General features: G+C 37.5%; 12 protein-coding genes. 5 read left to right on the plus strand and 7 right to left on the minus strand.

What is annotated here, in order from left to right; all coding sequences use genetic code 11:
• Positions 1-123 precede the first annotated feature (123 nt).
• Positions 124-1,038: a LysR family transcriptional regulator gene (locus tag GQR44_RS06595; RefSeq protein ID WP_166370519.1), complete on the plus strand. Its 915-nt coding sequence runs from the start codon at positions 124-126 to the stop codon at positions 1,036-1,038.
• Positions 1,039-1,152: 114 nt separating this feature from the next.
• The gene (locus GQR44_RS06600; protein ID WP_166370521.1) at positions 1,153-1,998 is read left to right on the plus strand and encodes a LysR family transcriptional regulator; all 846 of its coding nucleotides are present in this window, start codon (positions 1,153-1,155) and stop codon (positions 1,996-1,998) included.
• On the opposite strand, the gene GQR44_RS06605 is transcribed toward GQR44_RS06600, so the two are convergent.
• On the minus strand, positions 1,949-2,731 hold the full coding sequence (locus tag GQR44_RS06605; RefSeq protein ID WP_166370523.1) for a TSUP family transporter: 783 nt from the start codon (positions 2,729-2,731) through the stop codon (positions 1,949-1,951). The two genes, GQR44_RS06600 and GQR44_RS06605, sit on opposite strands and share 50 nt — an antisense overlap.
• Positions 2,732-3,206: 475 nt before the next feature.
• On the opposite strand from GQR44_RS06605, the gene GQR44_RS06615 reads away from it, so the two are divergent.
• The gene (locus GQR44_RS06615; protein WP_166370525.1) at positions 3,207-3,494 is read left to right on the plus strand and encodes a hypothetical protein; all 288 of its coding nucleotides are present in this window, start codon (positions 3,207-3,209) and stop codon (positions 3,492-3,494) included.
• A gap of 146 nt (positions 3,495-3,640) precedes the next feature.
• On the opposite strand, the gene GQR44_RS06620 is transcribed toward GQR44_RS06615, so the two are convergent.
• From GQR44_RS06620 to GQR44_RS06630, 3 genes are all read right to left on the minus strand, one after another.
• The gene (locus tag GQR44_RS06620) at positions 3,641-4,549 is read right to left on the minus strand and encodes an EamA family transporter (protein WP_166370527.1); all 909 of its coding nucleotides are present in this window, start codon (positions 4,547-4,549) and stop codon (positions 3,641-3,643) included.
• A gap of 183 nt (positions 4,550-4,732) precedes the next feature.
• The gene (locus GQR44_RS06625; protein ID WP_166370529.1) at positions 4,733-5,440 is read right to left on the minus strand and encodes an AraC family transcriptional regulator; all 708 of its coding nucleotides are present in this window, start codon (positions 5,438-5,440) and stop codon (positions 4,733-4,735) included.
• Between the two features lie 95 nt (positions 5,441-5,535).
• On the minus strand, positions 5,536-7,506 hold the full coding sequence (locus GQR44_RS06630; protein WP_166370531.1) for a DNA topoisomerase III: 1,971 nt from the start codon (positions 7,504-7,506) through the stop codon (positions 5,536-5,538).
• Between the two features lie 279 nt (positions 7,507-7,785).
• Here GQR44_RS06630 and GQR44_RS06635 point away from each other — a divergent pair, with 279 nt between their 5' ends.
• The gene (locus GQR44_RS06635) at positions 7,786-8,385 is read left to right on the plus strand and encodes a hypothetical protein (protein WP_166370533.1); all 600 of its coding nucleotides are present in this window, start codon (positions 7,786-7,788) and stop codon (positions 8,383-8,385) included.
• A 203-nt stretch (positions 8,386-8,588) separates the two neighbouring features.
• Here GQR44_RS06635 and GQR44_RS06640 read toward each other — a convergent pair whose 3' ends face one another.
• Positions 8,589-9,140, minus strand: a complete 552-nt coding sequence (locus GQR44_RS06640; RefSeq protein ID WP_166370535.1) for an NAD(P)H-dependent oxidoreductase — start codon at positions 9,138-9,140, stop codon at positions 8,589-8,591.
• Positions 9,141-9,659: 519 nt separating this feature from the next.
• On the minus strand, positions 9,660-9,896 hold the full coding sequence (locus tag GQR44_RS06645; protein WP_166370537.1) for a hypothetical protein: 237 nt from the start codon (positions 9,894-9,896) through the stop codon (positions 9,660-9,662).
• Between the two features lie 363 nt (positions 9,897-10,259).
• Between GQR44_RS06645 and GQR44_RS06650 the strand changes: the two genes are divergently transcribed.
• Entirely contained in the window at positions 10,260-11,312 is a 1,053-nt protein-coding gene (locus tag GQR44_RS06650; protein ID WP_166370539.1) for an aldo/keto reductase, read from the plus strand.
• A gap of 276 nt (positions 11,313-11,588) precedes the next feature.
• On the opposite strand, the gene GQR44_RS06655 is transcribed toward GQR44_RS06650, so the two are convergent.
• Complete coding sequence (locus GQR44_RS06655; RefSeq protein ID WP_166370541.1) at positions 11,589-14,003, minus strand: DNA polymerase II; 2,415 nt, start codon at positions 14,001-14,003, stop codon at positions 11,589-11,591.
• Between the last annotated feature and the right edge of the window lie 108 nt (positions 14,004-14,111).

Here is a 14,111-nt window from a genome sequence, read left to right on the forward strand (position 1 = left end):
AATTTGTAATAAATAAATTAGTTATGCTGATTAAATAAAAAAATCAAATGAATAACTTAAATAGAAAAGTTGAATAGATAGTTAATTAAAAAATAAAATAAGTCAGCTAAAGGAACAAGTAAAATGGATAGAATTGATGCGATGCGGGCTTTTGTATCCGTTGTTATAGAAGGTAGTTTCAGTAATGCGGCAACAACTTTGCAATTATCACCACAGCTTGTCAGTAAGTATGTTTCTAAACTTGAAGAGCGATTAGATGTGCGCTTATTACACAGAACCACACGTAAAGTCAGTTTAACCGAGGCGGGGACCCATTATTTTCAGCATGCACAACAAATATTGTTAAGCATTGATGAAATGGATTCTCAGTTAGGAGGATTACAACAAACTCCTAAAGGCACACTTCGTATCAATGCACCTGTCTCTTTTGCTTTAAGGCACATGGCTAAATTAATTGCCGATTTTCAAATGCAATATCCGTTAGTGAATGTCGATTTACAGCTAAACGATCGTAAAGTAGATATCGTTGAAGAAGGTGTTGATATTGCATTACGTATTGGACGTCTTAAAAGCTCATCTTTAATTGCAAAATATCTCACCCCTATTCGTCTTATATTATGTGCATCTCCTGAATATCTGCAAGAAAATGGCGTACCAAGCCACCCTGAAGCGCTCAAACATCATCGCTATCTCCACTACAGTTATATGGACATCGAAGGAAAAGGGGACGTTTATCAATGGTTAAAAGCTAAAAATACTAATGACCTTGGTGCATTCCATAGTAATAATGGAGACGTATTAACGGAAGCTGCTATAGCAGGTGCAGGATTAATATTACAACCCACTTTTATAGTGCATGAGGCGCTTGAAAAAGGTCAATTAATACCAGTATTACCTGATTTCGAGCCTGAGCAAGTGGGGTTATATGCGGTCTATGCTAATAGAAAACTATTACCTAACAAAGTTCGATGCTTTATTGATTTTATCGAGCACTATTACGGTTCACCGCCCTACTGGGATCAAGCGATAAGTAAATAAGCCTAAAGATTATTGTTATCGTACTCGCTAGTTGCTATTTTTTGCGATAGTATTTTCGCCTATTCCAAATAAGCATTGATAATTTATTGTTTAAATATTAGGTCCCTTTATTTTATGTTACTTGAAGGCATTGAAACGTTGTTAATGCTCAGCCATGAAAAAACCATGAGCAGAGTAGGTAGTCAGCTTTATATTAGCCAGTCTGCGGTAAGCAAACGTATCGCATTATTAGAAAAGAAATTAGGTAAAAAGTTGATTGCCCCTGATGGGCGGCATGTACGCTTAACGCCTGCAGCGAATGAGTTGATCGCTAGCATTGGGCCTACATTTCAAGAATTACAGGGACGTATTTACGAACAACATACGTTAAAAGATGAAACAATTATTTCCCTTGCTTGCTCGGAAACCTTAGTCGCAGGATACCTTGCCAGTATCATGGGGGATTATTGTCAACAGGATGCCGCTATTCGTATTAGCACCCACCATACCCCAAGGATTATTGAACGCGTGCAATCGGGTAAAGCGACGATCGGCTTTTGTGCTGGTCAGATCCCAGCACATCACGGACTAAAAATGATTTGTCTATGGCAAGAGCCTTTTGTATTGGTCAGCGAATCCGCATTATTAACACTGCCTAAGCAAATATTAACCAATGACCTATCGAACCCAGCTAACCGTTACCAGTTAGATATATTAACGACACTAGGTATTGAGCCACTAATGCAAATGGACTCTTATACCGCTTCAGCGCAACTTGCACTCGGCGGTATAGCGCCTGCATTAGTGCCACTTTCTATTGTAAAAACCATGAAAATACAAGCTAAACACTGTTTTACCTTTGAACAGTTAAGGCCTTTATATCGCCCAATTCACATCTGCTTACGGCCCAACAATTATCAGAACCAAAGAGTTAAAACATTGATAAAAGCCATAACGAGTGCTGTTCCCATAACAACTTAATAGCCATGGTCATCGACATAATGATCACTAATGGTCGAATGATTTTTTGACCATTACCTAACACCACTCTTGCACCTAAACGCGCGCCAAAAAAGCCGCCTATGGCCATCAATAATCCCAACTCCCATATTGGTAACCCTGCAATTATAAAAAACAGCAACGCTGCTATATTTGAGGTGAAATTTAACACTTTGGTGCGCGCTGTTGCTGCTATCAAGCCATAACGCCCTAGTGCAACAAAACAGACCGTAAAAATAGATCCCGTACCTGGACCTAAAAATCCATCATAAAACCCCACACTTCCACCAATCACAAAAGCAAAGGCAGTTTCTGACAGTTTCGGTTTATCGTCAGGATGTGGCGTGATTGAAGAAGAGAAAAGAAAGTAACTTGAAATCGCAATCAGTATAATTGGAATAATACTCAATAATAAATCAGCTTTTACATGTTGTACGATTTCAGCCCCTATTGCGGCGCCGACAAAGGTACATAAAATAGGTAAACGCATCGGTTTTAACTGCACAATACCATTACGAACAAAATATAAACTTGCGGAGAAACTACCAAAAGAGCTTTGTAGTTTATTCGTTGCTAATGCTTGTGCAGGTGGAATACCCGCAGCGAGTAAAGCAGGAACGGTCAACAATCCCCCACCACCAGCCATTGCATCGATAAATCCGGCTAATGTTGCAACAGCAACGAGAAACGCCATGACCTCTAGTGAAATTTCCATACTTTTCCTTATCATTATTAAGGCCGCGACTATAACACTGAGCAGCTAGTTAGATGAGCAAAAGCATGGAAATTAATGTATTCCTATTTTTCATAGGAGATGGTGACAGTAACTAGCACTGTTCACCATCTTTCAGAGAAGCCTAATAAACTGGCTATTGGATTGACTAAATAGGTTGACTAATGAATGGAGGGTTATGCCATCATAAACAGAGGAATATGAGTGTTGCGTAATAATTTTTGCGTTACGCCACCAAACATTTGCTTATGTAACTTCTGATGTACAAGTGCACCTGCGACAATGAGATCAGCCTCTTGATCCAGCGCCTCTTTTAATATATTGCGCGGTGTATTTAAGCGGCTGGTAGAAAAAGACCCACATTAGCTTACCAAAGCTATTTGGGATCCTGGGTGGCATAGGATTAATTGTAGGACCGATTGGCTTACTCTCGATCAAATATCGAGCACCCAATGAAATGAAAGGAAAAACCAATAAAGGCATGGATGTGAGTTTTCTCGCATTACTTTTATTGACTAGTATTTCTGGGCTTTTACTGATGTTAGTAAAGGATACACAATGGGTAGGTTTGGTATTAAGCTTACATTTAGGTATTGTCATGACATTTTTTCTTTCCATGCCCTATGGTAAATTTATTCATGGTTTTTATCGTTTAATTGCATTGGTTGTTTTTGCTATTGAAAAAGAAAAGCACCAAGCAATAGCAGGTGTTGAAACAATTAATGTGGTTAATATTGATACATAACCCTCTACTGAAGTAATAATGAAGAAATCAGCCCTGAAGGAGGTCATACTTAGAAAAAATTTTAAATTAATCAACTAAATAAATCTGAAGAAAAGCTAGTCAGCCTATTAACTTGAGCATTAATAGGCTGTCAGAAATATGTTAAGTTATGACTTATACGACTGCAGTAATAAGCACAGCATAATAAGGACAACACCAGCCCACCCTAATACAGAAATTGATTCTCCGACCACAACCACTGCAAATACAGCAGCAACGGCAGGTTCAAACAAAGTCAACAAAGTGGCTTTGCTCGCATGAATAGTGTTAAGCCCATATCCAAAGCAAATATAACCGATAAACATAGGTATTACTGCGATATAAAGCACCACCGCAGTATTGATGGGTGTCGCAAACAGATCATTGCTATTCAATAATAAAATAGGGAGAAGCAGTACCGCACCAATACCAAAGATGCTACCCATTGCTGATTTCGAACTTATTCCGCGATTAATCAATGCTTTTGCGGCCCATGAATAAAGTGCATAAGTGAGACCTGCAATAAAACCAAGGGCGATACCAATCACTTTGCTTGAATCATCAAGGGTCTGTTCAGTCAGGTTTGTTTCTGAACTAGCTAACAATACAATGCCAACAGACCCGATAAATAAACTCAGTACCCAACGACGGTCGATGTTATTTTTTTTGCTAAAAAGACACTCAATTAAGGCGACAAAAAAAGGAGCACTAGCGATTGAGATAACCGTGCCTATTGCGACACCCGATAAGCGCATTGAACTATAAAAGGCTAATGGGTAAACGGCTAAGGCAATAGCCCCTATGCAAAGTAGTTTACCTTCTTTTAGCAGGCACTTTGCATCATGTCGTAGATTTTTCGCACCAACAATAGCTAACATTAAACCACCGACGCCCATAGAAAAGGATCCGATGGCTAGTGGATTCACGGTAGATGCAAACGATGCAGCCGTGCCTGTTGTGCCCCATAATAAAGAAGCAAATAAGATAGCTGATACACCGTATGTTTCTGACTTATTAGTTATGCTTAACTTGCTCATGTTGATCCTTTAGACGATTAATGAGTCGAAGTATAAATCTACCGCTAACAGATTAGTTTGCAGAAAAGACGCTTATATTGTTTTATCAGACTACATTTTTCAAGACTGTTTTTATAGCGTTAGGTTTTATAAGACTAGGCTTTATGAAGTTAGATTTACAGGTGAATCTATGCATTGAACTTATTAACGTCTTAATTGGCGAGGTGACAAACCAAAAAAGTGTGAAAAGCGGCGACTAAAAGCAGAGATATCTCCATATCCTACTTGTTCCGATATCAGCTGCACTGGTGCATCGGTATGCGTTAATAATGCCTTTGCCTTTTCCATTCTTTGAATCGTTATATATTGCAGCACACTTTGACCCATCGACTGCTTAAATATTTTCTTAAATTGTGTTGGGCTCAAGCAAGCGATGTCGGCTAACCCATTAATAGTGAATGTTAATGATAGGTCATCGGATATATGCTGAATTACGGATCTCACCCTAGAGTCTATTTGTTCGCCCACTCTTTGTTGCTGCAACAGTTGAAAAAACATCTGCTGCATCAAGCTTTCAATCGAACTATCGACTTTGTGTTGTAATTGTTTTTCAATAAAAAAGAGATAACTTCTAAGTGGCGAAGAGACAGAGAAAACAACAGAGTCCATGTTTAATAAATTATCAGGTAATAGATTAAGGTCTGCGACAATAAATCGAGCTTCTTCATTGGCTCTGAATAAGTGAAAGGTATCGGATTGGATCACAACACACTCTCCAACGGAGACTTTACCTTGGTATCCTTCAAGCTCGATAATAATAGTGCCTAATATCGGCAAAACTAGCTGGTGATAACAGTGCACATGCCCTCTTCGCTGCTTGCTATATGCTCTTATGCTTAAATTATCTTGCATCGCAGTGCCCCTCATTAAATATTGCCGTGTTTATTAGCTATTTATTATCAGACAATTACCATAATATCGAAGAATTTCACAATGATATTAAACCTTTAGCGAGATTTTGTGGCAGCTCTTTTTGTTTTTGTGGTTTTACTAGCACTAGCACTTTTTTTAGCAGCTGGTTTTCTTTTAGCAAATGACTTTTTAAACCCAGCAGGGCTTGCAGGCAGGTTGACTAATGCTTGTGGGCCATCAGCAATCGCTTTTTTGATAATATCACCAAGCTGTTCTTGTAATGGAGAGACAAACCCCAGATAACTTTGTTGCTTTTGACTAATTGCATTTAACTGCATTTCCCACAAAGCAGTCATATCTGGCAAGGTTAATTTGTCAGGAAGACTCTCAATTAATTTTCTACCAACCTCTGTTGCTTGAATCGTTTTACCAATGCGCTGTAAAAATTGACGCTTAAACAACAACTCGATAATGCCAGCTCTAGTCGCTTCAGTGCCTAAACCATCGGTTTCTTTAAGTACTTTTTTTAGCTCAGCATCCTTAACAAAACGTGCAATATTGCTCATCGCAGCGAGTAAGGTTGCATCAGTAAAGTGTGCTGGAGGTTGTGTATTTTTATCAATCACTTCACCACGCTCACAATATAATATCTGGCCTTTTTTTAATGTCGGTAAAAAGCTTTCAGTTTCTTTTTGAGGAAACAAAACTTTCCAACCGTCACTTTGCTTTGACTTCGCTTTACTGATGAACAGCCCTTTATTTATTTCAATTTCAGCAATACATTCTGCATAACAATAATCATCATAAAACTGACTAAGGTACTGACGAGCAACCAATTGATAAATATTTTTAGCAACAATATCTAATGAACTAGTGGATTTTTTAGTATCTGTCGGAATAATCGCGTGGTGCGCATCAACCTTACTGTCATTCCAAGCACGGCCTTTAATTGATAAGTTAGCACCCTGCACCGCTTGTTGCATTTGCGGTTCGTTGCTAGCAATTGCCTGTGTAACAAACTTAGCTTGTTGATGATGATTACGCGGTAAATAACGGGAATCTGAACGTGGATAGGTAATTAGTTTATATCGCTCATAAAGAGCTTGGGCGGCATCTAATACTTGTTGTGCGCTGTAGCCAAAACGTTTAGCGGCATCAATTTGTAGCCCAGATAAATTATAAGGTAAAGGTGCAACCTGCTTTTTATTTTTATTAATAAAGCTAATAACAGTGGCGGGTTGATCTGTAATACGTGCGGCAACATTTTCAGCTAAGGCTTTAACTAGCACTCGCCCTTCTGAGTCCTGATAAGGAGCGCAGGCTTCACTAGGGTGCCATTTAGCGGTAAAAGGTTGTTGAGTACTTTTATCTTGATTAACATTTAAATGCGCTAGTACTTCATAAAATGGTTTACTAACAAACTGCTCGATTTCATGGTCACGCCTTGCTACTAATCCTAATAAAGGTGTTTGTACTCGACCAACTGAAATAACGCCTTTATAGCCTGATTTTTGAGCTAATAAAGTATAAGCCCGTGTCAGGTTTAAACCGTATAACCAATCCGCACGTGTTCTCGCTAAAGCAGAGGTTGAAAGTGGAATAAAATCTTGATTTGAGCGTAAATTTTGAATTGAACGTTTCACTGCATTAACCGTTAAATCACTTATTAAACAACGCTCGACTTGTTTTAATTTTTTCCCCTTAACACCGCTGAAATGAATCACTTCATCAACCAAAAGTTGCCCTTCGCGGTCGGGGTCACCAACATGGACAAGTTGATCCGCTTGTTTAATCAGTTTTTTCAAAATCGTTAATTGCTTGCTGGTGTTGGCAACAGACTTCAACTTCCACTGAACGGGAATGATAGGTAAGTGTTCAAACTTCCATTGCTTAAAAGCGGGATCATAAGCTTCTGGGTCAACTTGCGTTAATAAATGGCCGATACACCAACTGACCACGTCGCCATTTCCGGCATAAATACAACCATCGGCTTTTCGGTGTGGTTTAGGTAATGCGTCTGCAACGGCACGCCCTAAACTTGGTTTTTCAGCAATATATAGTTTCAACGCACACTCCAACTGTTTTTATAGACAGTATTTTATCTACTGCCATAATTCAAGTATTGGACGCTTTTATTTGCAACTATGTTCACAATTGCTTGACTAATAAACAATACTTTTGACTATGTGTCTTTTATAATATTGGTATTACTTTGCATTATTGTCATATGCTTACCTTAATAGAACGCCAGATTGATTAAATGTCATTGTTTTGAAAGAACCCAACAGATTTATAAAATCATTGAAATAGTACATTTGATAAAGAATTTAACGAGAGAACCAAATATGAAACTAACCAAAAAAGTAACATCATCATTATGTCTATGTAGTGTGCTATTTGTTGTGGCCTGTAATGCCGATGAAATCAACCAAGATTCTCCAATAACAGTGGTTGACGCACCATTAAGCACCAAACAGGTAAGCCAAGCAAAAGCAACGGTGGACACTGTGATTAACGCAGATACGCTATATAAAACTTCAGCAGCCAAAAAAACTGAGTCTACTAAATCTTGGGACGAAGTTAAAAAATCCAGCGAAGAAGTTTGGGAAAAAAGTAAAAAAATCAGCCAAGATGCGATAGAAGCAGGAAAAGATACCACCACTGGTGCTTGGAAAGAAGGCACAGAATCCAGCAAAAAAATGTGGGAAAGTAGCAAAGAAAAAAGCAAAGAACTTTGGGAAAGTAGTAAAAAATCTAGCCAAGAAATTTGGGATAAAAGCAAAGAAACTAGCGAAGAACTTTGGAAGGATGGCAAACAATCAAGTAAAGAGTTATGGCAAGAAGGTAGTGAGAAATTAGATAAAATATTTGAAGAGTCAAATGAACCAACTAAAGAAGATGCTTTTGATAAAGCAAACCAAGCTTTTGAACCTGATGAAATTTAGCGATGTCAAAATTTTCAAAATTTAATTATGTAATGATTTAACTATGTCATGATTTAACTATGCTAAATTTAACTATGTAAAAAATTAAATAAGCCAAAAAATGACACAAGAAACATATAGCATGCCCCTCTGCTTATTCGTTTGATAAGTGCAATAAAGATGCATTAAATTAATGCATCTTTATGAGGAACAAAACATAAAAATTAAATTACAGTGCTAGCACCTATATCATTAACTAACAGTGTAACTAAATCTCTTAGTTTGGCATCGATTTCTGTATTCTTTACCGAACGAGTTTCAATATTATAGTTATCAAAAAAGTTTGGCATAGACAGCGAACCTTTTAGATCAGCCGCAAAATAAGGAGCAGAACCAACCGCCGAGGCCAATACCGATGCTGCACCGCCTGGACCAGGAGAAGCTGACAACATTAACATCGGTTTATTTTGATACACTTTAATATCGATACGTGAGGTCCAGTCGAAAAGGTTTTTATAAGCCGCCGTGAATGACCCGTTATGCTCTGCATAAGAAATGACAATCGCGTCAGCTTCGGTAATTTTATCGTAAAAGTCCTGTGCCTGTTGTGGCTTTCCTAACTCTACTTCTCGTTGAATACTGTAAATTGGCATTTCAAAATCATTAAGATCCAATAATTCTACTTCAGCTCCTTCTATTAAATGTGCGGTGTAGTTTGCTAACTTCCGATTCATTGAGTTTTTTGAATTACTGGCTGCCAATGCTAATACTTTCATGCGGAATCCCTTACTGATGATCACTTTTTAAATGAGGATAAGAATTAAAACACACCGAAAACGATTCTATTAATGGAATACGATAAGGTATATTAATTTTGTTAATTAATTGTTCTTTCATATATAACTAACTGATTTTTGCCTAACAATATTAGGCCATATTCAGCGCTAAATTGGTATGGCTGATCGATATTAATTACTATCGGGTTTAGTGACATCACTAACAGAATCATATGAATAGTAAGAAAATGAACAAAGCAGCTTGGTTAAATGTGGTGGAATAGCTTAATACCTTAGAATGGCAGTTGTAAAATCAATTGAATTCTAAATTAGCATAATAAGTGTAGAAAAATAAATGTAAAAAAAAGGCTAATGTTTCCATCAACCCTTTTTAACAGATAAAACGATAATTTGCCCTGTACTTTGACTTAAGCTAAATCACTAAATTAATATTTAATGAATCTAACTTTTTGTAAGTAAGTTACAAAGCAAAATTCTTAATTTATCTATAAAAATATATTAACTATCTAAGTAATCTAAGTCGTCGTAATCATCACCTAATAGTTCTTTTAAACGTCTTCTTTCTTTTAATTCTTCAATACTACGGCGAACTTTGCCTCTTTTTCTATCGTTTAATAATGCTTGTTTTTTCTTCATCGATGCATTGTTTTCATCCCAATCATCTTCAGGAAAAAAATCAGTGATATCTTGAGTCTCATCTTCAGTTTGTAGAGAGTTTCTATTTGAGTGTGCCATTTTAATTCTCCAATCATGACAGTATTGCTATGCCGTTATAGGCTTATTTATAACTACAAAAAACTAATTTTAAATATTAAGTACGGGAGACTTTTATCTACGATTAAATAAAAAACCATACCTAGTCTTTTTAACTCATTATTTAAAATAATTCGATAAAAATTTACATAAAAAACAAGATTAAAAAGCACTTTCTATAAAATATGAGATTAAATAGCCATTTTCGTGATGATTTAGTCGATTTAATGATAAAAAAACATTGACGATAATAATTATCACTCTATTTTTCATCAATTGGATAATATACAACAGCTTCATAAGCAGTTACATTAAGGGTCTTTTTCAAGACATAAAAGGGTGAATATGCAGTTTTCAACGTTAGGCAGCAGTGGTGAATCAGTTTCTCGAATTTGTTTAGGAAGCATGACCTGGGGGTTGCAGAATAATCAACAAGATGCAGACCAGCAAATAGACTATGCATTAACGCAGGGTATTAATTTCATCGATACCGCTGAAATGTACGCAGTACCTCCTTCTGCTGATACATATGGAAAAACAGAATCAATCATTGGACATTATTTACATAATAATGCCAGTCAACGTAAAGATATTATTTTAGCCTCTAAAATTGCCGGATCAGGGCTACCTTGGGTAAGAAACGGCGGCGACATAACAGGTGAAGCAGTGATTAGTTCAGTAGAAGCTTCTTTAAAACGCTTACAAACGGATTACATTGACCTTTACCAATTACATTGGCCAAATCGCCAGTCTCCTCATTTTGGACGTCATACACCTAATACGTTTAAATTCTCTGATAGTAAGACAGCACAACAAACAGATTCGATGCTCGATATACTTCAAGGTTTAGATAAGTGTGTTAAAGCTGGGAAAATAAGATACTGCGGTTTATCAGACGATACACCTTGGGGCATTAATAGCTTCTTAAAACTTAGTGAACAGCATAACTTACCGCGTATGGTATCGATTCAAAATGAGTTTAATTTATTACATACCAAAGATTGGCCATATTTAATTGAAAACTGTGTGCATGAAGATATTGCGTACTTACCTTGGTCACCATTAGCAACGGGTATGCTAAGTGGTAAGTATTTAGATGGGCAATGCCCAGCAGGGAGTCGTTGGAGCATTAAGCAGCGTAATGGTTTATTTAGAGATACGCCTGAAAGTGAAGCAGCAGTAAAAGCTTATCAAGATATCGCCCATCAGAATGGCATTACCACAGCACAATTGGCCTTGAAATGGTGCGACCAAATAGATGGAGTGACTTCGACCATTATTGGCGCAACTAAAATGACGCAATTAAAAGAGAATATCGAGGCATTTAAAGCGCCTTTATCTGAACAAGCGTTAAGTGATATCAATACGATATTTAAAAAGTACCCAGCGCCTTATTAACAATGACTCAAACGATCATCTGTAGCAACTGGTAAGTGAGAGTAAATAACCTATTAGCTTATTAAGCTATTAATTTATCAACTGATGAGCCATACCTAAATCAAGTGCCGAAGCTTCCAGTAAACACTTCGGCGCTTTTATTATTTCACTTTCTACTGTATTTAAGCATTGCCGGGAACAACACCTCCTACTTTCGATACTTAACCTTGACACTTAGTCTTGATAACTTTTGTCTAAAGCACAAACTAACTGGCTTAATAGCAGTCCCCTCCATCTCTAAAATAGAGACATTTGATCCGACGTGATCATATTAAAATCTTTACCTAATACAGGCAAAATTGCCTCCGCAATAGGTTTTAGTTGTTTATCAATATACTGCTGATAATCAATATCAGAATGACAATACTCTTGTGGCTCTGGCCCATTTACTGTTAATAAATAACCAATGCGCCCCCGTTGCTGATAGCGAAGTGGTAACCCCAACGCTGCATTTTGTTGATCTGCTAACCGTGCGGCACGTACTTGCGGGGGAATGTTTTTAATATAATCAGCCAAAGGACGGCGCAACCTTTTATGATAGACGAGCTTATCATCTAATAAACCTTGTTTTAGTTGCTCAATGGTATCAGTGATATATGCTTCCACCGGTAACTCGGCAAATATTTTTTGATATAACGTTTTCTGAAATGTTTGTGCTAATTCAGTCCAATCTGAGCGTACGGTTTCCAATCCTTTAAATACCATTTTTTCACCGCTTTCTGTGGCGGTTAACCCTGCATAGCGTTTCTTAGAGCCGGTATCTTGGCCACGTAAAGTTGGCATAAAAAATTTAGAAAAAGCCGTTTCAAACTCAATCTCTAAAAAGCAGTCAAGGTCAAAGTCCTGCCGTAATAAATCTGCCCAATACTGATTAATGTCTAAGGCTAATTGTTGACCTATTTCATTCGCTTGTTGTAAATTATTACAATCTTTAAGATAAACAAAAGTTGAATCAGTATCCCCATAGATGACTTTTTGCCCTTTGTTTTCAATAAAGCGCGCAGTTTGTTGCATAATTTGATGGCCGCGCAAGGTGATTGAACTGGCTAAGCGCGTATCATGAAACCGACACCCTGCAGATCCTAATACCCCATACATACTGTTCATAATAATTTTTATTGCATGCTGAAATGCATTATTTTTTTCTTTTTTGGCTTGCTCTCGCGCGCTGGTTAATGTATTTAATAAACTAGGTAAATGGTGTTCAGTTCGGCTAAACCTTGCCCCTCTAAACCCTGGAATAGTTTCTTCTTCAGGCGCTAATAAACCTTCAATCATGCCCATTGGATCAATTTTAAAGCTGCGAATGATATTTGGATAAAGCGATTTAAAATCAAGTACTAACACCCACTCATACAAACCTGGAATCGAATCCATCACAAACCCGCCGGGAGAATGTTGTGCTTGAACATCTCCTAGATTAGGTGCGATATAACCGCTACGGTGTAATAATGGTAAATATAAATTAGTAAAGGCGGCAACTGATGCTCCCCTTCTATCTAAAGCGAGCCCTGTTAATCGTGCTCGTTGGATCGTATATTCTGCGAGTTGTTTATCTTCAAAAATACGCTCAACTAATAAACAGTCCTGCAAGTTGTAACGTGCAAGTGTGACAGGCTCCTGCTCAAATTGGCGTTTAATCTCTAACCCTTTATCACTATTGGTTTCAATTAACTTACCTTCACCAAATAAACTCTGGCTGACAAATTCCAAGCTATAGCTTTCAAAATGTAAACTGGCATTCTTTAATGCGTCGATACCATCTAACACCACGCGTCCGTTTAGTATGACGGAGCCACTATCGGGATCGTCTCTATGTGTTAACCATTTTAAGGCACTACCATCTCGACCAATGGTTAATGGGACATTAAGAATTTGAGCACGTTGTGCTAATAAACGCATATCAAAGTTCGCAACTGCCCAACCGATGATCGCATCGGGATCATATTGTTCAAACCAAGCAATTAATTGCAATAATAATGACCGTTCATCTTTAACCCAAATAATATTAATATCGTTAGCAGATTGGGGCCTTCCTATCATCAATACCGTATGGTGTGCTTGCTTTTTGTCACCGACATTATGCATACTCAATGCGATACTATATAGTTCACTTTGAGGGCTACATTCCACATCGAGTGACACCATCTTTAAAGTTACATTGGCGCTAATGGCATCGGGATTAATTTCATTAGATAAAGTTGCTTGCTGGCATGACCAATACTTGCCCAACCATTCAATTTGACCAGAAACTTTCACCAAGCCATAAATGAAGCGCTCCATTAAAAATCGGTCGCTGAGTTTAATATCTCCTTCATAGGTGGCAATACTTTGTTGCATTAACGCTAATTGGCACCATTTATGAAGTTGTTGTTTAAAGGTGTAAATAGCACATACTTTTTTGCCATTAAAGGTTTTAATATCAAGCGGACGAATAAAATTAGGTTGACAGTTTTCTTGTTTCCAAACTTGCTCCGCTTGCTCAAGTTGTTCCTGTTCAATTAAAAACACATAACGTTGTTGTGGTACTACAAGTCTGCAAGGACCGCGGTCGGTGCTTAACCAAAAAATAAGATCAACACCATTCGCTGTCTCAACTTGCTGACGCGATAGAATTAAACCGGATAGAGAGGTAATAGAAGATTCAGTCATATTGCTATTTTAGGATAGTTTCAACGTAAACGTTACCGCTTAATAAAAGTAATTAAAAACAAAGCATTGCGAAAAATTAAAAAGAAATAAAAAAGGCAAAAAAAGAGG

Source organism: Psychromonas sp. SA13A, from assembly GCF_011378715.1.
In the GTDB taxonomy this organism is placed as follows: domain Bacteria; phylum Pseudomonadota; class Gammaproteobacteria; order Enterobacterales; family Psychromonadaceae; genus Psychromonas.

Bases quoted from the DNA above. Each gene is read 5' to 3' on its own strand.
- GQR44_RS06595 (WP_166370519.1), top strand. From the start codon at position 124: ATGGATAGAATTGATGCGATGCGGGCTTTTGTATCCGTTGTTATAGAA.
- GQR44_RS06600 (WP_166370521.1), top strand. From the start codon at position 1,153: ATGTTACTTGAAGGCATTGAAACGTTGTTAATGCTCAGCCATGAAAAA.
- GQR44_RS06605 (WP_166370523.1), bottom strand. From the start codon at position 2,731: ATGGAAATTTCACTAGAGGTCATGGCGTTTCTCGTTGCTGTTGCAACA.
- GQR44_RS06615 (WP_166370525.1), top strand. From the start codon at position 3,207: ATGAAAGGAAAAACCAATAAAGGCATGGATGTGAGTTTTCTCGCATTA.
- GQR44_RS06620 (WP_166370527.1), bottom strand. From the start codon at position 4,549: ATGAGCAAGTTAAGCATAACTAATAAGTCAGAAACATACGGTGTATCA.
- GQR44_RS06625 (WP_166370529.1), bottom strand. From the start codon at position 5,440: ATGCAAGATAATTTAAGCATAAGAGCATATAGCAAGCAGCGAAGAGGG.
- GQR44_RS06635 (WP_166370533.1), top strand. From the start codon at position 7,786: ATGAAACTAACCAAAAAAGTAACATCATCATTATGTCTATGTAGTGTG.
- GQR44_RS06640 (WP_166370535.1), bottom strand. From the start codon at position 9,140: ATGAAAGTATTAGCATTGGCAGCCAGTAATTCAAAAAACTCAATGAAT.
- GQR44_RS06645 (WP_166370537.1), bottom strand. From the start codon at position 9,896: ATGGCACACTCAAATAGAAACTCTCTACAAACTGAAGATGAGACTCAA.
- GQR44_RS06650 (WP_166370539.1), top strand. From the start codon at position 10,260: ATGCAGTTTTCAACGTTAGGCAGCAGTGGTGAATCAGTTTCTCGAATT.
- GQR44_RS06655 (WP_166370541.1), bottom strand. From the start codon at position 14,003: ATGACTGAATCTTCTATTACCTCTCTATCCGGTTTAATTCTATCGCGT.